General features: G+C 71.2%; 17 protein-coding genes and 2 pseudogenes. 6 read left to right on the top strand and 13 right to left on the bottom strand.

The features are described from left to right. From FGF04_RS09940 to FGF04_RS09925, 4 genes and pseudogenes are all read right to left on the bottom strand, one after another. Positions 1-197: 2'-5' RNA ligase family protein (locus tag FGF04_RS09940; RefSeq protein WP_328596283.1), on the bottom strand; the 197-nt coding region annotated here is incomplete at its 3' end. A gap of 164 nt (positions 198-361) precedes the next feature. Continuing rightward, a pseudogene (locus FGF04_RS40950) lies at positions 362-573 on the bottom strand (cytochrome P450); the annotation flags it as partial. After that, positions 563-1,042 (bottom strand): annotated as a pseudogene (locus tag FGF04_RS09930) (glutamine synthetase family protein); the annotation flags it as partial. The pseudogenes FGF04_RS09930 and FGF04_RS40950, both read right to left, overlap by 11 nt. 83 nt (positions 1,043-1,125) lie before the next feature. Then, positions 1,126-2,493, bottom strand: a complete 1,368-nt coding sequence (locus tag FGF04_RS09925) for an FG-GAP and VCBS repeat-containing protein (protein WP_149510897.1) — start codon at positions 2,491-2,493, stop codon at positions 1,126-1,128. Positions 2,494-2,683: 190 nt separating this feature from the next. Between FGF04_RS09925 and FGF04_RS09920 the strand changes: the two genes are divergently transcribed. Then, positions 2,684-3,625, top strand: a complete 942-nt coding sequence (locus FGF04_RS09920; protein ID WP_149510896.1) for a hypothetical protein — start codon at positions 2,684-2,686, stop codon at positions 3,623-3,625. A 60-nt stretch (positions 3,626-3,685) separates the two neighbouring features. Here FGF04_RS09920 and FGF04_RS09915 read toward each other — a convergent pair whose 3' ends face one another. Continuing rightward, on the bottom strand, positions 3,686-4,357 hold the full coding sequence (locus tag FGF04_RS09915) for an SMI1/KNR4 family protein (RefSeq protein ID WP_149510895.1): 672 nt from the start codon (positions 4,355-4,357) through the stop codon (positions 3,686-3,688). A 256-nt stretch (positions 4,358-4,613) separates the two neighbouring features. Between FGF04_RS09915 and FGF04_RS09910 the strand changes: the two genes are divergently transcribed. Continuing rightward, on the top strand, positions 4,614-5,933 hold the full coding sequence (locus FGF04_RS09910; RefSeq protein ID WP_149510894.1) for a NucA/NucB deoxyribonuclease domain-containing protein: 1,320 nt from the start codon (positions 4,614-4,616) through the stop codon (positions 5,931-5,933). Positions 5,934-6,034: 101 nt separating this feature from the next. On the opposite strand, the gene FGF04_RS09905 is transcribed toward FGF04_RS09910, so the two are convergent. Then, the gene (locus tag FGF04_RS09905) at positions 6,035-6,994 is read right to left on the bottom strand and encodes an AraC family transcriptional regulator (protein ID WP_149510893.1); all 960 of its coding nucleotides are present in this window, start codon (positions 6,992-6,994) and stop codon (positions 6,035-6,037) included. A gap of 103 nt (positions 6,995-7,097) precedes the next feature. On the opposite strand from FGF04_RS09905, the gene FGF04_RS09900 reads away from it, so the two are divergent. Next, positions 7,098-8,081 (top strand): MBL fold metallo-hydrolase, encoded by a 984-nt coding sequence (locus FGF04_RS09900; RefSeq protein WP_223146367.1) that lies wholly within the window; start codon positions 7,098-7,100, stop codon positions 8,079-8,081. A gap of 119 nt (positions 8,082-8,200) precedes the next feature. Here the strand turns inward: FGF04_RS09900 and FGF04_RS09895 are convergent, their stop codons facing one another. Next, on the bottom strand, positions 8,201-8,917 hold the full coding sequence (locus tag FGF04_RS09895) for an SDR family oxidoreductase (RefSeq protein ID WP_149510891.1): 717 nt from the start codon (positions 8,915-8,917) through the stop codon (positions 8,201-8,203). 121 nt (positions 8,918-9,038) lie between these two features. Here FGF04_RS09895 and FGF04_RS09890 point away from each other — a divergent pair, with 121 nt between their 5' ends. After that, a complete protein-coding gene (locus tag FGF04_RS09890; RefSeq protein WP_149510890.1) occupies positions 9,039-9,461 on the top strand; it encodes a MerR family transcriptional regulator in 423 nt (140 codons plus the stop codon). 168 nt (positions 9,462-9,629) lie between these two features. On the opposite strand, the gene FGF04_RS09885 is transcribed toward FGF04_RS09890, so the two are convergent. From FGF04_RS09885 to FGF04_RS09870, 4 genes are all read right to left on the bottom strand, one after another. Then, the gene (locus FGF04_RS09885; protein ID WP_149510889.1) at positions 9,630-10,496 is read right to left on the bottom strand and encodes a hypothetical protein; all 867 of its coding nucleotides are present in this window, start codon (positions 10,494-10,496) and stop codon (positions 9,630-9,632) included. A gap of 151 nt (positions 10,497-10,647) precedes the next feature. Beyond that, positions 10,648-10,926: a hypothetical protein gene (locus FGF04_RS09880; RefSeq protein ID WP_149510888.1), complete on the bottom strand. Its 279-nt coding sequence runs from the start codon at positions 10,924-10,926 to the stop codon at positions 10,648-10,650. Between the two features lie 59 nt (positions 10,927-10,985). After that, positions 10,986-11,762, bottom strand: a complete 777-nt coding sequence (locus FGF04_RS09875) for a hypothetical protein (RefSeq protein WP_149510887.1) — start codon at positions 11,760-11,762, stop codon at positions 10,986-10,988. 348 nt (positions 11,763-12,110) lie between these two features. After that, a complete protein-coding gene (locus tag FGF04_RS09870; RefSeq protein WP_149510886.1) occupies positions 12,111-13,037 on the bottom strand; it encodes an NADP-dependent oxidoreductase in 927 nt (308 codons plus the stop codon). Positions 13,038-13,087: 50 nt separating this feature from the next. On the opposite strand from FGF04_RS09870, the gene FGF04_RS09865 reads away from it, so the two are divergent. Then, positions 13,088-13,714 carry a TetR/AcrR family transcriptional regulator gene (locus FGF04_RS09865; RefSeq protein WP_149510885.1) on the top strand — a complete coding sequence of 209 codons (627 nt, stop codon included), beginning with the start codon at positions 13,088-13,090 and terminating at the stop codon, positions 13,712-13,714. Positions 13,715-14,153: 439 nt separating this feature from the next. Here the strand turns inward: FGF04_RS09865 and FGF04_RS09855 are convergent, their stop codons facing one another. Together FGF04_RS09855 and FGF04_RS09850 are read right to left on the bottom strand one after the other, a co-directional pair. After that, positions 14,154-14,726 (bottom strand): RICIN domain-containing protein, encoded by a 573-nt coding sequence (locus FGF04_RS09855; protein ID WP_188114024.1) that lies wholly within the window; start codon positions 14,724-14,726, stop codon positions 14,154-14,156. 126 nt (positions 14,727-14,852) lie between these two features. Continuing rightward, a complete protein-coding gene (locus tag FGF04_RS09850) occupies positions 14,853-16,928 on the bottom strand; it encodes a helix-turn-helix domain-containing protein (protein WP_235882264.1) in 2,076 nt (691 codons plus the stop codon). Between the two features lie 27 nt (positions 16,929-16,955). On the opposite strand from FGF04_RS09850, the gene FGF04_RS40945 reads away from it, so the two are divergent. Beyond that, a partial coding sequence (locus FGF04_RS40945) for a hypothetical protein (protein ID WP_235882263.1) occupies positions 16,956-17,346 on the top strand: 391 nt, incomplete at its 3' end.

The raw sequence follows: 17,346 nt of genomic DNA, 5'->3' as shown, positions 1-17,346 counted from the left end.
AGCCGCTGGACGGTCCGCACCGGCAGCTCGCCCAGGAAGGCCAGGGTGATGTGCCAGTCCTCGATGCGGTTCCAGCGCAGGCCGGGGTGGGCGGCGTAGGCCGGGCCGAGCGCGTGTGCCAGCTCGTCCTTCGCGTCGTCGGGCGGTGCGAGGGCGATGAACGCGTGCTGCACGGCGTCCTGGGGTGGTTCGCTCACTGACGTCTTCTTGTCCCCGATGTCTTCTTGTCTCTGATGTGTTCTTGTCTCGGGTGTTTTCTCGTCCCCGGTGTCTTCTCGTCTCCCGCGTCGGCGGGGCCGGATGCCGACCGTCCCCGACGGGCGTCCACCGCACCCCCGAACGTTAATGCCGGACGGGCGGCCGCGTCCCGGTCGACGGCGACGACGTCCCGGTGCCGGGTCACCGCCCAGAAGCCGGAGTCGGGCGCGACCTCGGGCTGCCAGTGGACCGGGTCCAGTGCCGCAGGGCGTGGAACATGCGCCAGGGCTGCAGGCCGTCGGTGAAGCGGTCGAGGTCGCTGAGGTCGACGTCGTCGAGGGGCAGTGGCTTGACCGGGGCGGGCTCACAGGTGATCGGCGTACTCGGCGAACTCCCAGTCGGTGACGTGCCGCTGGAAGCGGCCGGTCTCGTCGCGCTTGTAGGTGAGGTACGCGGAGACGAACTCCTTGCCGAGCAGCGCGGTGAGGGCGCTGTCCGCCTCCAGGGCGTCGAGCGCGGCGGGCAGGCTCGCGGGCAGCAGCGAGGCCCTGGCGCTGTCGTAGCCGTAGCCCCGCAGCGGGGCGGGTGGCTCCTCGGCGTCCATGACGCCCAGCAGGGCGGCCGCGCTCGCGGCGGCGACCAGCAGGTACGGGTTGGTGGAGGCGTCACCGAGCCGCAGTTCGAGCCGGGTGCCCGTGCCGCGCTCGGGCAGGACGCGGACCATGGCACTGCGGTTGTCCAGGCCCCAGCCGATCAGCCACGGGGCCAGGGTGTCGGGGCCGAAGCGCTTGTAGGAGTTGAGCAGCGCGGCGAGCGCCGGGGCGTGCGCCAGCAGGCCGATCACCAGCATGTCGGTCAGCCCGGTGTTCGACGCCGGACTGACCGACACGCTGACGCAGCATGCAGGGGAGTTAGGGAGTTAGGGAGTTACTCCAGGAAACCGTCGATGGGCGCCGCGTCGTATTCGGTCGCGCCCGTCGTGGTGATGCCGCCGGTCGAGCCGGGCAGCCGCACCGAGTCGAGGCCCCTCACATACAGGTCGGCCCTCTTGTCGCCGTCGATGTCGCGCAGCCGTACCAGGCCACCGAACTCATCGTCGGCCGTCAACGGGCCGGGCACACCGGGGGTGTTGCGGGCGAACCACTGCGAACCGGCACCGGACAAGCCGCCGGCCCGGCCCTTGAGGACGTGCACGCCGCCCGCGTACTCGCGGCCGTCGATCGCCTCGCCCCGCACGCCGATGGCGAGATCCGCGTAGCCGTCGCCGTTGACGTCGCCCGCCGAGACGGACGAGCCGAACTCGTCGTAGTTCTCCGGGGATCCGGCGACCCCACTGGTCGACTGGGTGAAGCGGGCGTTCCGGGACGGGCCGCCGGAGGCGCCGTACCAGACGCTGACACGGCCCTTGTGCTTCGAGTACAGGGAGGTGCCGACGGCGATGTCGCCGTAGCCGTCCTTGTCGAAGTCGGCGATGACACCGTCACCGCCGCGCTCGGCGCTGCCGCCGTTGCCGGACTCGGATTCCAGGCGCAGGCTCGCGCCCGGGGTGAGGGAGCCGGTGCCCCCCTTGATGAACCAGGCATCGGAGGCGACGGAGGTGGAGCTGACCACGTCACCGATGATCGCAAGGTCGGTCGACTTGTCGCCGTTGACCTTGCCGGAGATCAGGGCCGAGGCGTAGAAGGACGTCGTCTTGTCCAGCTTGGTCACGGCGCCGGTGGTGCCGGAGCGCTTGAACGGGCCGCGGTAGACGTAGGTCATGGCTCCGTTGATGACGGCCAGGTCCTGCTTGCCGTCCCCGTTGAAGTCCCCGGTCGCCAGGTCATGGCCCATGTAGTTGTAGCGTTCCGGGTTCTTGTTCGGCAGCGTGGTGCCCTTGGACAGACCGGAGGCGGAACCCCACAGGACGGTCACGCCGCCCTGGTCGGCGCCCTCGGAGCCGTTCTCGCCGGTCGCCGCCACCGCGAGGTCGCCGTATCCGTCGCCGTCGAAGTCCGCGGCGGCCCGTACCTCGCCGAACATGTCGTCGGCCTCGTCGGCGCCGGGCACGCCGGGGCTCGCCTGGGTGATGCGCTGCTGCGTGGAACCGGGCCCGGTGGCGGTCCCGAAGACCACGCTGACACCGCCGCCCCCGCGGGCGCTGAAGCTTGAGTACGCGTAGTCGCGGTAGCCGTCGCCGTTGAAGTCGTCGCCGTACTTGGCGGGCGCGGCGTCCGCCGGTCCGGCGGGCAGGGTGAGGGGGGTCAGGCCCGCCACCAGGAAGGTGGCGAACGTGGCCGTTGTGCGGATACGCATGGGTGTCGGGGTTCCTTGTGAGTCGCTCGCGGAGGCAAGGGCCTGTGAGATCGGCGAACAAGAGACCGACAGCGAGGCCGAAGGGTTGTACGTCGACACCGAGGAATCTCGTACGACTTGCTGAGGGCTGTGAGGTGTGCCGCAAGGTTCTTGTGCACTGCGCGCCTGATCTGCGGGTTAGCCTCAGCGGATGATTCCTGCGCCACCACCGAAGGTCGTCACGCGCCACCGCGACGGTCGGATCCATGCCTACGTCGTGGACTCCGGCGCTTTCGGGAGCCTGGAGCCCGCCGCGGTGTTCCGGCCGCGCGCCGGCGACGAGGTCGTGGAGTCGGTGGTCCGGCACGATCTGGAGCAGGTCGTGTACACGACGCTGAACGGTGTCATCTGCCTCACGCGTGCCGGCGACCTTGTGTGGGCTTCGGACTTCGAGCCGCACTCCGACGTACGCCGTGGCCACCGGCCTGGCTGTGCGCTGTCCCTGGACGGCCGAACCGTGTGGGTCTACCGGCCGGACGCGATGGCGAGACGCGGGAGGGGAGACCAGTGGGTCGTGCACGACGCCGAGAACGGTGTGATCCTCGCCCGCCATGAGCTGGGGACGGTCGGGCACGGCGCCGGCCACTATGTGCACCCCGCGGACGGCAGCGTCTACCTCGGCATCGGTGAGGGCCAGGACGGCTCCGTCATCGTCCGGGGTAGGGCCGGGGCGGACGGTGAGCCCGAGTTCGTGACGTACCCGTGGTCGGACCGCTGCCTGATCGACCTGGCGCCGTCCGGGCAGCAGTTCATGACCGTCGACCACGACCAGGCGGACGTCGCCTTTCACGCCCACCCCGACGGGGACCTACTTTTCGCCCTCCCCGTCGAGGCCTTCGGGTACGACCCGGAAGAGTGCTTCGTGGAATGGAGCGGCGGCTACCTGACCGACGACACGGCCGTCGTCACCCTGGGCGGTGAGAACCAGGACGAGGAGGAATGGTTCCGCCACCACCTGGTCGACGTACGCACAGGCACGCTCGGCGGCGAATTCACCGTCGAGGTGAGCAGCCCGTACGGGCTGGTGCCTCTGGGGGACGGATCCTGGCTCACCGACGGCCCGGGCGGCCCGGTTCGCACGGCCAGGTCGTAGCTCATACCCGGAGGCTTTCACACCACAGTGACTCCGGTGGGTGAGCTAACTGCGCGGCAGTCATTCAAGAGGTTCCGGTCCCGGTTCCGGTCCGGGCACTGTCCAACGGCCGATCGTCATCGTGCCGCCCGTCTCTCGATCGGAATCGTCGAGCGATTCGAGGGTGTCGGCCACGTACGTCAGCAGTGTGGTGAGATCCGGCCAGGCGGCTTCGGGCGCCTGGCCGTGGTTCGTGTAGCGGACCAGGCAGCCGCGGCGCGGCCCCGCGCGCAGGTCGGCGAACAGGCCGGATCCCGCCGCGTCGTGGGCGACGGGAATCCAGGCGGGCAGCCACAGGGGAAGAGCTTCGTCGGGGTGGAGCGTGCCTGCCGGCTGGCGGGCGCAGCGTTCCTGGAACGCCGCCAGCTGCGGCCGGAGTTCCGGAGGGCAGGTGCGGCGGGCCGTGTCCAGGAAGAGCGCCCGGTGCCGGAGGGCGTCCTCCAGGGGGAGGGGATCGCAGCGGTCCGGGAAGAGGCTGCCCGGCGAGGGTGACCGGCGCAGTCCGTGGCGCCTCTTCCACCAGGCGGCGAGGTCGGTGGGCGGCGCGGCGCCGGTGGCCTCTGCCACGAGCTTGAGGGTGCGGTCGCGCGCAGGCGGGCACAGGGCCGCATGGACCCCGGGCGCGCGGCGGGCGAGCCAGGTCTCGATCCGGGTCCACGCCGCGTCGGCGTGTCGCGCAGCGCTCGTCACCACGGCATCTCCGGACCCCCGCAGCTCGACCTGCCGAATCAGTTGACGCGTACATGGTCAATTGGCAGTGTCGGCCGCGTGCCAACACTCCACCAAGGGAATGGAGTTGAACGTACCCATGAAAAGAGCCAGAACCCGGATCAGACTCGCGGGCTCGACCCTGGCCGCAGTGCTCTTGTCGGCCCTCCTGGCCGCACCCGGCGCGACCGGCGCTGAACGTCCGTCCCCGACATCGCGTTACGTCGTCGAACCCGTCTTCATGAGCGAGGCCCGGTACGACAGGCTCAAGGCGGCGGGAACGCTCGACCGGTCCGACTGGACGGCCGCGGCCGAGACGACGGCCAAGGGCAAGCCCCTCACCGAGGCGCAGGCGAACGCCAAACTGGCCGAAACCGCGACCCGAGAAGCCAGTGCTCCCGAATACGGAGACACCTCCAAGGTCTCCCTCCAGGCCGACGGGGTGAGCATCACGGCCGCACCGCCGACCTCCTGGGGTGACACCCCGCCGCAGGACGCCCAGACCTGCCTCGGCCGTGACGCGGTCAACCAGCGCGGCGGGCTCACGTTCAACCGATGGGTGTGGTGCCACCGGATGCGGGTCGGGCTGCGCTACTGGGAGGTCGAGAGCAACGGCGAGATGGAGTACGAGGGCACCAACTCCTTCATCGCCCAGGCCGTCGCCGTCGGCAGCGGTACCCAGCGCGGCATCCGCACCTATCTGCGCGTCGAGGAGGGCTCGGTCTCCTACGACGACTGGGACCCGTGGGACCGCTGGTTCACGGCGCCCGACCTGCACATGTACATCCTCTCCGACTGCGCCGACGGCTACGACTACTGCCAGGGCACCGGCAGCGGCGTCGAGCACACCTGGGACGACTGGGACTACCACGACGAGTGGCTCCACTGGGACATCTACTCCCACGAGGAAGCCGGCACCGCCGTGGACAAGGTCCTCTTCCACGACTGGTTCTTCCGCTTCGGCGGCGGCGAGGACGACGAGTACCAAGGCCCCGAAGGACGCACCGACAGCTGGCAGATCCGCTGCGACTCGGCGAACTACTTCTCCAGCTTCGGCGTCGACTACCCGAGGGCCTGCGTCAACTACAACGTCGTCCCGCACCTCATCTACAAGATCAGCGACACCCGCGTCGAAGCCGTCGCCCGGCACATCCGCTTCGCGCAGGACAACCCCACCCGCACCTACCCCGTCGAACTGGACGAGACCAAGGACATCCCCGGCAAGTACACCGGCACGCGCGACGGCCGGGGCCTGACCCGCGTCCCCCACGAGGGCACCATCGACAAGCTCAACGAGAACATGAAGGACAACGCCTGCAACCGCCGGCCGCCGTACGAGGGCGACTGGGGGCTGCCGCCCTACGACACGAGCACGCTCGACTGCGACGAGTACCCCTTCTCCGTCACCAACGAAGGAGCGGCCAGCGTCGACTGGGCCTTCTCGGTGCGCGCCGTGGACCGCAGCCAGAACCGGTCCGCCGGTGGCCTGTTGACGTGGTACCTCTTCAGCGACCGCATCCTGTACGACCGCGACCCCTACTGGGTCGAGATCCAGGACTGAGCACCGGCACACCTCCCGGAGAGGCCGGGGACGCCCGCCGAGACCGCGGGCGCCTCCGGCCGTCCGTCAGAGCGAGTCGCTGCCCGACCGGGGCTCCGATGTCAGCTTGTTCTGAAGCCGGTTGAGGGCTTGCGGGTGGAGGCGGACCGACCCGTGGCCTGCGCCCGGTACCGCCCGGGTGTGGTGCCGAACTCCCTCTCGAAGGCGTGGGAGAGGGCGTACGGGCTGCCGTAGCCGACCCGGCCGGCGATGGCGGCCAGTGTTTCTTCGGTGTCGCGGAGCAGGGTGGCGGCAAGGATCACGCGCCACCAGGTGAGGTACGCCGTCGGAGGGCGGCCGACCAGGGCGGTGAACCGGCGCGCCAGGGTGGCACGGGAGACGCCCGCCTCCGCGGCCAGGCGGTCGTTGCTCCACCGCGCGGCCGGGTTCGCGTGCATCGCCCGCAGGGCGGCGGCCGTCACCGGGTCGCCCAGTACGCCGGGCCAGGCTCCACTGGTGGTCTCGCTCATCCATGACCGGATCATGTAGACGAGGAGGAGGTCGAGCAGGTTCGGGAGCGCCACCCAGGAACCGGGCCGCACCTCGTCCAGCTCACCGGCGAGCAGGTCGATCGCGGCGCGGAGTTCGAGGTGGCTGCCCACTCGGCCGGGAAGGTGGACGACCTCGGGGAGTTCCGCCATCAGCGGGTGCATACGGCTGCAGTCGAGCCAGTACTTGCCGCAGAGCAGCTCCGTCCCGTCGCCGCCGGGCCGGGCCGGCGGCTCCGTCTGCGCAAGCCATTGCTCGAACGGCACCGCCTTCCGGGCCGCGACCGCCGCATCGACGGGGGAGTCGGCGATCACATGGCCGGTTCCATGAGGCAGCAGCACCGCGTCCCCCACGCCGAGGGGTACCGGGTCACCGCCGTCGGTCTGCAGCCAGCAGTGGCCCTTGAGGACGACGTGGAAGCCCGCGCCGTCGTACGGATCCAGCCGCGCGCGCCAGCTCCCGCTCGTCCGTATCCGGCGGAACCAAGGGTGCCCGAGGTGCACGGCGGAGATCGCGTCACTCACCACGTCCATCCACGCAGAGTATCCACCGCCTCAAGCATGAGGCGGATTCGTATCTCATTGAGCTGGATGCGCATTGAGAGGCTCGCTCGGCCTTCTTAAGGTCGATCACGTGATGGACGAGAACGAGCGTGTGCAGAGCATGGTGCTGGGGGATGTCGAGGTCATCCGGGTCGTCGAGTGGCACGAGCCGTTCCTGCCCACCTCCGGCATGTTTCCGGACGCCGGTGGCGCCGGTGGCGATGTGTGGAAGGACAACGAGGAGTGGCTGGCGCCGGACCACTGGGAACCGGACCGCGACCTGGCGGTCCTTGCGCTGCAGAGCTGGGTGCTGCGCAGCGGCGGGCGGACCGTCCTGGTCGACACCGGAGCGGGCGACGGGCGCGAACGGCCGGGCATGGGACCGTTCCACCGGTCCCGGAGTGATCTCCCCGGCCTCCTGGCGCGGGCCGGTGTCCGACCGCAGGATGTGGACGTCGTCGTCAACACCCACCTCCACGTCGATCACGTCGGCTGGAACACCGTCGACGTGGACGGGCAGTGGGTACCGACGTTCCCCAACGCCGAATACCTCATTCCGGCCGCCGACGACTTCCATTACGGTCCGGACAACGCGTACGCGAACGGCGCGCAGGCGGTCGACCGCCTGGTCTACGAAGACAGCATCGCGCCCATCCACCAGGCCGGGCAGTCCGTGCTGTGGGACGGCGTCCACCGCATCGACGAACACCTCACCCTGGAGTCGGCGCCCGGCCACACTCCCGGCTCGTCCGTGCTGCGACTCGCGTCCGGGGGCGACCGCGCGGTCTTCCTTGGGGACCTGCTGCACAGCCCGGTGCAGATCCTCGATCCCTGCTGCAACAGCAACGCCTGCCTGGCCCCGGAACAAGCGGTGGCCAGCCGCCGTCGGGTCCTCGGGCGGGCGGCTGATGAACGGGAGCTGCTCGTCCCCGCCCACTTCGGTGGCGCCGGCGCCCTGGAAGTCCGACGGAACGGTGACGGATTCGCCCTCGGCGCATGGGCAACAGCCGACCTGAAGACCCTGAAGACCCCGAAGACCCCGAGGAATCCGAAGAAGAGGCCATCCGCCTCTGCGTGAACGCCCGCTCTTGGGGATCAGCCGCACATCTCAGCTTCCTGGGATGACGCTCCGGCGGTGCGTAGTGGAGCTCCTGGGGTTTTCTGTTCGCGGTCGCCGAGAGAGCGGTCGGCCGGGGTTCAGCTCGCGGCGGGCGCGCCGTACAACTGCGCGGGGTCGCCAGCGAGAGCGGCCTTGACGAAGCGGCTGGGGTCGTCGACCAGTACTTCGATGGCTCCTGCCTCCACGCCGTCGAGGGCGGCACGTGCGACATCCGCGGGGTCGATCTTGGGCGCCTCGCGCCCCGCCATCATGTCGGTGTCCGCGGCCGCCAGGTGTACGCCCTGGACGAGGGTCTTCCGGCCGGCGAGCTCGACGCGTACGCCGTTGGTCATGTTCCACTGCGCGGCCTTGGCCACCGAGTACGAGCCCGACCCTTCGGCGGTGGCCACCCACGACAGCACGGAGAGGATGTTGACGATGGCGCCTCCGCCGTTGGAGGCCAGCGGCGGGGCGAAGGCGCGGATGACTTTCAGGGKGCCGAAGAGGKGTGTCTCCAGGTCCTGCCGGATCATGTCCAGGTCGTCGGTCAGAAGCTGTGCGCCGGTGGTGATGCCGGCGTTGTTGACCAGCAGCGTGACATCCTGCGCCGCCGCGGCCGCCGCCGAGATCGATTTCCCGTCCAGCAGGTCCAGGTACAGCGGCGTGACGCGCGGGTCCTGGATGTCGATCGACTCCGGGCGGCGGGTGGTCGCGTAGACCTTCTCGGCTCCGCGCGCCAGCAGTTCTTCGACGAAGCGCCGGCCGATCCCTCGATTGGCCCCGGTCACAAGTGCGGTGGAACCTGCGATGTCCATGGTCATTCCCTTTCCCGGGCGGGCTCACGGTGCGACCCGCGCCGTGTTGCCTACGCTAGAACTTGACGTCGACGTGAAGTGCAAGTCGGCGTCCGGCAACAGCGCGAACACGAGGAGTCGCATGCGTATCGGGGAACTGGCCGATCAGGCCGGAGTCAGCACGCGGGCCCTGCGCTACTACGAGGAGCAGTCGCTGCTCAGTCCCCGGCGCACGTCCGGGGGCCACCGCTTCTATCCCGAGACGGCCGTCGACCGGGTGAAGCTCATCCAGGAGCTCTATACCGCCGGCCTCGGCAGCCGCCTGATCGCCGAGCTCCTGCCGGCCATCGACGCCCGCTCGGTGGGTCCCGAGCTGCTGGACCGCCTGCTGCACGAGCGCACCCGCATCAAGACGCAGGTCGATGAGCTGCAGGTCGCGGGCCAGAGGCTCGACGTACTGATCGGACTTGCCACGTACCCCGACACGGAGTCGTGCCCGGCCTCACTCGACCGGGACCTGGCCGACCCGGCAGGACGAAAAACCCACCGAAGGTGCCGGCCGTAAGGCGGAAGCCGTCCCGCTTTCGCGGTGCCCCGGCACACAGCACTCCTCCCCGCCCCGACGCTTCAACCGGCCGACGCCCTCCGTCCCGGCCGGGTCTTCAGGACGCCGTGCCGGCCGCTCCCTCCGCTGCCGGGACGAAGGCCGGCGTGATCTTTTTCGTGCCGCAGATCAGTTGCTGAGGTCGAACACATCCCACGCGGTGTACGGCTCGGCCTGGACGTAGATCCGGCTTCCCCGGCCGACTACCCTCCGGCGGCCGGGAAGACGGCCGTCGGGCAGGGTGAGCACGCCGACGTCCGCCGGCTCGACGGACGTCTCGGTGAGTTCGCCGTGGGCGAGCCGGTCCCGCTCCTTGTCGTAGCCGCCGTAGAAGGCGACCCGCTCACCGTGGACGGCCACCGCCTGGGCGCCCCGTATCCGGTTCGCCCACACCCGCACGGGCTGCTCGGGCCGGTCGGGGCGTATCTCGACGAGCGGGAAGTCCGTGTACGGGCACGCCCAGGCGACGGTGCCCGACACGTTCAGGGCGTAGCAGTCGAAGAGACCGGGGATGGCGGCATCGTCCGAGGTCCAGGTGTGCTCGCCTGTGGCACTCCAGCGGTGGATTCCGTCGGGGTTCTCGTCGAAGTGCCCGACCCAGAGGTGGCCACCCTCGTCCACGAGCAGGTGCTCGACGGCGTCTCCGACGGAGAAGGACGAGGTTTCGCGGCCGAGTGCGTCGAAGATCTGGACCTGATCCGCGTCCTCGTGATGGCGGGCGCGTGACGCGGCGACGACGAACCCGCCGTCGGGCAGGCGGTCCAGGTGCGGCCATCGGGCCCGCACGGCGCTCAGTTCGGTGCGTTCCACGGTTCCGTCCGGACCGACGGAAATCATCAGCGCGTCGAAGGGTGGGACGTCGCCGCCAGGCCGCGGCGCGCGTTCGGTGAGCAGCCAGTGGGCGGTACCGAAGACATCGACGGTACTGGCCACGACGTGGCGGTCATGGTGCGCCCGGGGGAGGTGGGCATAGGGGACGAGGGCTGTCTTGTGCACGGGCGGGCTCTCCTGGGTGGGCGGTCACGGCCATCGGGTGCTGCGGGGAGCGGCACTTCGGTGGTGCGCGAACGGCGGAGAGCGGAGCAGGGCGCCTAGACGGCATGGCCCTTTCCGGTCGTCATGAGGTGATCATCGACGACATCCGCCCTCATGACAAAGCATTTCGACGGACCGCTCTCGTCGACGGCCGTCGACGACAGCTCATCTGCTCGTCCAGAAGGTCACCACGTCCGACGCCGAGATCATCACGGCCCGGAGGGCAGCACGAAGCCCCGTTCCGCGATACGTCCGAGGTGAGCTGGGCGGCGGCGATCGTGGCGCGCAGTTCGGCGAGTTCGTCGCCGGTCATGTCGACCCGGCCCAACAGCCGGGCGATCAGGGCGCGCTGGGCGGAGGTGGTGGCCTGGGCGGCAGGTGCCACCACCATGGTGCGCCGGGCATCAAGGGTGTCGGCCCAGCCTGTCCGGGGTGCTGCCCGACGCCGGATCACCGCACGCCGCGTTGCCATTCCCCGGCTGACGCGTTCCACCAGATGACGACCGAGCCGCCGTCCGGGTCCGGTGCCGCGAGGCGCTCCAGGTCGGCCCGGGCGAGCGCCTCCAGGCATACGTCGGTCAGCTCGGGTGGGACGACGAATCGCAGTCCCGAGCTGTCTCTGACCACCGTGACGACGGGATGGAACGCGATGGCCGGGTCCTCACGACGGGCCAGGAATCGCAGATTCCGGCGGATCGTCTCGTAGGCGCGGTTGCCGGCCGACGTGGCGAGGGCCTGGACGAAGGGAACCACGGCGGCCGTCGTGACCGCCGTGAGTACCAGTTCCAGCTCCGGGCCCGGCAGGTCGATGGAGTAGTCGTCGTCGGAGCAGTCGTCGATGTCCAGTTCGGCGGCCAGCCGACGGTAGCCGCGCAGCCCGGCGGTCCGGGCCCGCTCCGCCCGTCTCTCGTCCCCCTCCCGCGCATCGTGATCGGCGACGATCCTGACCAGCGGATCGAGTCCGAGGAAGACCGGGTGGGTCACCAGGGCTGCGTGGTCGCTGTCCCTGACGGCCCGGTACATACGGATCAGCAGCTGCTCGCGCTCCTGCCTCCCGAGGTCTGCGCAGGCCGGACCGAGGCCGTCCAGGAAGTGCGCGACGTCCTCCGGCGCAGCCCGGCCGGCAAAGGGTCCGCACAACAGGATCCCGTTCAGTTGCCTGTCCAACTGCGCGGTCGACAACGCCACGCTCTTCTCCCCACGTGCCGCGAGGAGCGAGTCCTCCATGTCCCCCCTTTCACGAGCTGTTGTGCACCAGGTATGCATTCCCTCGCCCGCCAGCCCGAGTCTCACTCGGTGGAGTGAACCCGGGGCGGAACCCCGCAGGTCCTCGGCGTCGGCCGGTACGCCGACGCGGGCCCTCGCGGTGACAGCATGTTTGCGGCGGGCCCGTTCGCCGACCTCGACCCGGGGGAGGCGTACGGCGTTCGGCGCCCGTACGGCCTGACGGCACTGCGGTGCCCGCACGGCCTGACGGCACCGCGTCGTCCGGACCGGCGTCCGAACGGCGCGTCACATCGCCCCGGTGCGAAGGTGCTTCGAGCGGCCCTAACGTCACTAACGCCACCGGCGGCACTAGAGGGTGAGTACGATTTTTCCCCGGGCGTGGCCGGTCTCGCTCAACCGGTGTGCCGCAGCCGCGTTCTCAAGGGTGAAGGCGGCCGCTACCGGCACAGTGAAGCGGCCCTGCTGGGCGAGGGCGGCGGCCGCGGCGAGTCCTTCGACGGCCTGCGGGTCCGCGCCGGGGCCCATCGAGCGCGACAGATGGACCCCGTACTTCGCCGCGTTCAGGTCGGCGACCGTTGTCACCCGGTCCGGGCTTCCCGCGAGGGCCACCAGGTCGGGCAGTGAGCCGGATCCGGCGCAGTCCAGGACGACGTCGACTCCGTCCGGTGCCAGGGCGGTGATCCGTTCGCCCAATCCGGGGCCGTAGGTGGTCGGTGTCGCCCCCAGCCCCGCGACGAACGCCTGGTTGCGTGGGCCGGCCGTACCGAAGACGTGCGCGCCGCGGGCCGCTGCAAGCTGGACGGCGACCGTGCCGACCCCGCCCGCGGCGCCCTCGATCAGCAGGGTCGTGCCGGCGGTGACCTTCAGCCGGTCGAGGGCGCGCGTGGCGGTTTCGATGTTCGCGGCGGCACCGGACTGCTCCCAGCTCAGCGCGTCCGGCTTCGGTGCCCAGGCCGCCAGGACGGCGTACTCGGCGTTCGCACCGCCGCGCTCGGCGAGATCGACGATGCCGAAGACCTCGTCGCCCGGTCGTACGCCGGTGACACCTGGGCCGACCTCGTCGACCACACCCGCAGCGTCCACGCCGAGGACGTGGGGCAGGCGCAGCGGCATCGTGTCGCGGAACCGGCCTGAGCGGAGGTAGCAGTCGGCAGGAGTGACGCCGGAAGCCCTTACGGCCACCCGGATGCGTCCTGGTCCCGCGTGCGGTTCCGGCATGTCGGCGACCTCAAGGACGCTTGCGGGACCGTACTCGGAGAATCGCAGTGCTCTCATGGCGCCGGACGCTATCGGAGCACCCCGTCCGTTTGGCTAAAGTGAGAGGGGTGACGAACCGTTTGCCTCACTCCCTGCGCGCCGATGCCCGGGACAACCGCGAGCGCATCCTCGCCGTGACGCGCACCGTGTTCGCCGCGGAGGGGCTGGACGTGGCGATGCGCGAGATCGCGCGGCGTGCCGAAGTCGGCCCCGCGACCCTCTACCGGCACTTTCCGACCAAAGAGGCGCTGGTCACCGAGGTCTTCACGGAACAGATGGCGACCTGCACCGCCATCGTCGACGAAGGGCTGGCCGATCCGGCCCCATGGCGCGGCTTCTGCCAGGTGATCGCGAAAGTGTGTGAACTGCACGCACAGGACCGGGGCTTCACCGCCGCGTTCGTCTCGGCCTTCCCCCGCGCGATCGACTTCGCCGCAGCCCGGGAGCGGGCACTGCGCAAGGTCGCCGAGCTCGCCCGTCGGGCCAAAGAGGCGGGCAAACTGCGCCCTGACTTCGTCCTGGACGACCTGATCATGGTGCTCATGGCCAACGGCGGCATCCGCACCACGTCACCGGCCGCCGCGGTGGCCGCCTCCCGGCGCTTCGCCGCGCTGCTGGTACAGAGCCTGCAGACCGAGCCGGTCAGGCCGCCGCTGCCCCCGGCGGTCCGGCTGCCGCTGACAGTGGTGACCTAGCGCGCACCGGGCAGGCACGCTCTGCGCTCTGGAGGAGTGCCTACGCGCAGCCGTCACCAGGGCAGACGTTGCCTGATGCGGCACCAGCCGACGCGCACCCGCACGCCAGGCTGCGTGCCGCGAGGCGGTTCGCTGTGGCGCACTTCGGCCAGGAGGCGGGACTTCCGAGATTTTGGCCTGTGCTCGTGGACGAATTACGCGGAGACGACACGAGGTACGGCCATGTGGTGCCGGGGCGTGTCGTCATCGGATCCGGTGCTGCCGCGGGCGGACTCACCGGGGACTCGCCGGGCCGGTCGCCCGGCCGCGGCGACGACCTTCGCGGTGCCGTCCGCGGCCGGTGGTGCGGGGTCCGGGACACTGCTGGGCGGTGCCTCGACCCGTACGCCGGGCAGGCGCATCCTGTCCGGCGTACGGGTCGGAGGAGCCCCGGCGGAAGTCAGCCGAACTGCCAGTTGTCGCTCAGCGTGCCCGTCGCCCCGCAGGGGAACTGGATGATCCCGGCCTTGTCGGCGCGGCTGGAGTCGGCGACGGTCGCGCACTTGCCGCTGTGGCGCGCCACCACCTGGAACCCGACACCGACCTGCCGCAACAGCCACTGCTGGCTGGTGTCGGTGGTGCAGCCGTTCTGGACGACCACCGCGCGGTCGCTCGTGCTGTGCCCGCGCACGTCCAGGCACTTGTGGCTGTTCTCGTTCATCAGCTGGAAGAAGCCGTTGCCCAGGGACACCCTCGTCCAGAGCTGGTTGCCGTTGCCGTTGCAGCCGAACTGCTCGATGCCCTGGTTGTTGCTGTTGCTGTTCTCCGGTACGTCCAGGCATTTGACGCTGTGGGAGTTGATGGCCAAGGTGTAGACGATCTGCACCTTGGCAGAGGCGGCTGCGGCATCGGCACCGGTGAGCCCCACCAGGCCCAGGGCGAACGCCGCGGCGGCGCCCGTGAAGCCGGCCTTCCGCAGTGTCTTCCTGGCTGTCTTGCCCGTCTTGCCCGTCTTGATCGTCGCGACTGTCACTGTGCACCCTCCGACCGGGACAGAAGTTCTGAGCGGGAACCCGACGCGTTCCGCGCCCCGTGGGGGTACCGGACGCGCCGACTCTCCGAGGGTGCGTGAACCGGCCGGGAAGAACATGAGCAGTCGTTACTCATCCCGGTGATCCGGCGGGACATCCGCAGCGGGTGCCCTCAGCGTCCGGGCCAGTTCCCGCCGGGTGGTGACACCGAGCTTGGTGTAGGCGTGGTGCAGGTGGTTGTCGACGGTGCGCACCGACAGCGCCAGGACGCGGGCGATGTCCTTGCTGGCGGTGCCGGCCGCGGCGAGCAGGGCGATCTCCCGTTCGCGGGCGGTGAGCGGGACGACGGCCCGACCGGTGATCAGCAGCGGAGTGCGGGCGCCCTCGCAGCGGGCCAGGGCCGCGGTGGCCCGCCGGGTGGCCGCGGTGGCCCGGCGGGGTTGCCTCTCCCGGCGCCAGGCGGTCGCGGCGGCGGTGGCCGCCTCGGCGGTGAGCAGATCGGCACCGACGGCCTGGCAGTCGTCGGCGGCCCGCAGGAGCCGGCCGGGATCGTCCGCGGCCAGTGCAGCCGCGAACCGGGCCCGGGCAGCGGCCAGCGGCCCGTCGCACGTCCGCGCGAGGGCGGCCAGCCGCTCCGCGGCCCTCCGGGCACCGCCGAGCCGGGCGGCATCGGTCAGCAGCAGCGCCTCACCGGTGAGATGGCCGGTCGTCCGGGCGGTGCGGGCGGCTGCGGTGAGCACGGACCGCGCCCCGCCCACCTGTCCGCGGGCGGCCAGCAGCCATGCCTCACCGAGGCGTTCCTCACCGGCGGAGAGCAGCCCCGGCGGCACCGGAGGCAGGGCCCGGTGCTCGGCGAGCGTCGCCTCGGCCGCGGTCAGGTCTCCCAGCACGGCCGCGCAGGCGGCGAGGCCGCCGAGTACCGGACGCAGCGCCATGGCGTGGTCGAACGTACGGGCCAGCGCGGCTGCCTCGGCCCACCAGCGGCGGGCGGTGGCGGGATGACCGGCCAGCCACTCGGTGCGGCCCAGGAAGACCGCCAGCCAGACCCGCACCAGGGAGTCGGCGGCGACCAGTTCGGCGTAGGCGCGCTCCCCTGTCCGGCGGGCCTCGGCGGGGCGGCCGATCTCGGTGAGTGCCAGGACGAGCGGGACGTGCTGGACGGCCGGGTGGGAGACCAGGGCGCGCTCGTCGACGCGCCGATGACCGGCGTGAGCGCGTTCGGCCCAGGCCAAGGCATCCTCGGCGCGGCCCGTCAGAGCCAGCGCGAAGGGCTTCATCCAGGCACCGCGCAGCCATGTGTCGACTCCGGTGGCCTCGCCGACCTCGGTCTCCAGGTCCGCCAGCAGGGCCAGCCCTTGGTCCGGGCGGCCGGCGGCGGTCCGGATGAAGCCCTCGTTGATCCTGAGTCCGCGGCGGCCGGCCGCACTGGTGACGGTTCGCAGGGCGTCGGCGTTGAGCGTGAGCGCCTCGGTGACGGGGGCGTTGCTCCACAGGCGGCTCGCCGTCCGGATCAGGGCGACCGCCAGTCTCTCCGGTTCGTCGCAGGCGCGGGCGGCGGCCTCCGCGAGTGCCGCCTCGGCCCGGTCCCAGCGGCCTGTCTCGAAGAAGGCGTTGCCGAGCATCAGGCCGCTGGCGGTGGTGCGCTCCTCGGCCGGCAGGGCTTCGAGAAGGGCGATGATCTGCGCGTAGTCATGGGCGTGGCGGGCCAGTACGGCGGCCTGCGTGAGGAGGGCGGGGTCGGCGGTGCCGGTGGCGGCCAGCCGCCAGGTGGCGATGTGCAGCGGGTCGTCACGGCGGCGGGCGCCGCGGGCCTCGACGCGGGCCGCCTGGCCCAGCAGCAGGTCCCGGCGGCGCAGGACCGGCAGGCCGGCGCGCAGCACCTCGCCGTAGAGGGGATGGGCCAGGCGCACGGTGACGCGCCGCCGGTCCTGGACGACGCGGACCAGCCCGCTCCGTTCCAGCGCCGCCGGCACCCGCGGCCCGGCGAGCGCGTCGGCGTCGGCCAGGGGCAGCGGCTCGCACAGGGCCAGCAGCTCCAGGACGGAGCGTCCTGCGGCATCGGCGGTGGCGAGCCGGGCGCCGACCACCTCGGTCAGCCGGGCGGTGCCCGGCAGCCTGCCCTCGCGCAGGTGCCAGATCTCCCCGTCGCCGCGCAGGTCGCCGGCGGCCAGCGCGCCGAGCACCAGTTCGCGCAGGTAGAGCACGTTGCCGCCGCTCGCGGCGATTAGTTCGTGCAGGGTCCGCCGGGCGACCGGTCCGTCGAGCACGGTCTGCAGCAGTGCCTCGATCTGCGGCGCTCGCAGCACGGTCAGCTCGACCCGGCGCACCGCGTCCCCGCCGCACAGCGCCGTGACGGCCGTCCCTTGGGGCTCGCCGGTACGGACGGTGGCCAGCAGCAGGATCACACCGGAGTCCATCAGCTGGCGCAGCAGCAGCGCCGAGGCCGAGTCCAGCAGCTGCACGTCGTCGACGAGCAGCACCCGGCGCCCCCGGTCCGGCCCGGCGGTCAGTCTCCGCGCGACCGCGGCGAAGCCCGCCACCGGGTCGGACAGGTCCACTCCCGCGGGCAGCAGGTGCGCGATCGCGCCGAGCGGCACCGTCCGCGCCGCCGCGGTGGCTGGC

The organism is Streptomyces apricus (assembly GCF_008369065.1).
In the GTDB taxonomy this organism is placed as follows: Bacteria; Actinomycetota; Actinomycetes; order Streptomycetales; family Streptomycetaceae; genus Streptomyces; species Streptomyces apricus.
Note: the sequence above shows the minus strand (reverse complement) of the source record. Positions and strands in the feature narration are given on the sequence as shown.

Excerpts from the sequence above, each read along its gene's own strand:
- FGF04_RS09925 (WP_149510897.1), bottom strand. The coding sequence starts at position 2,493 with ATGCGTATCCGCACAACGGCCACGTTCGCCACCTTCCTGGTGGCGGGC.
- FGF04_RS09920 (WP_149510896.1), top strand. The coding sequence starts at position 2,684 with ATGATTCCTGCGCCACCACCGAAGGTCGTCACGCGCCACCGCGACGGT.
- FGF04_RS09910 (WP_149510894.1), top strand. The coding sequence starts at position 4,614 with ATGAGCGAGGCCCGGTACGACAGGCTCAAGGCGGCGGGAACGCTCGAC.
- FGF04_RS09905 (WP_149510893.1), bottom strand. The coding sequence starts at position 6,994 with ATGGACGTGGTGAGTGACGCGATCTCCGCCGTGCACCTCGGGCACCCT.
- FGF04_RS09900 (WP_223146367.1), top strand. The coding sequence starts at position 7,098 with ATGGACGAGAACGAGCGTGTGCAGAGCATGGTGCTGGGGGATGTCGAG.
- FGF04_RS09890 (WP_149510890.1), top strand. The coding sequence starts at position 9,039 with ATGCGTATCGGGGAACTGGCCGATCAGGCCGGAGTCAGCACGCGGGCC.
- FGF04_RS09880 (WP_149510888.1), bottom strand. The coding sequence starts at position 10,926 with ATGGTGGTGGCACCTGCCGCCCAGGCCACCACCTCCGCCCAGCGCGCC.
- FGF04_RS09875 (WP_149510887.1), bottom strand. The coding sequence starts at position 11,762 with ATGGAGGACTCGCTCCTCGCGGCACGTGGGGAGAAGAGCGTGGCGTTG.
- FGF04_RS09870 (WP_149510886.1), bottom strand. The coding sequence starts at position 13,037 with ATGAGAGCACTGCGATTCTCCGAGTACGGTCCCGCAAGCGTCCTTGAG.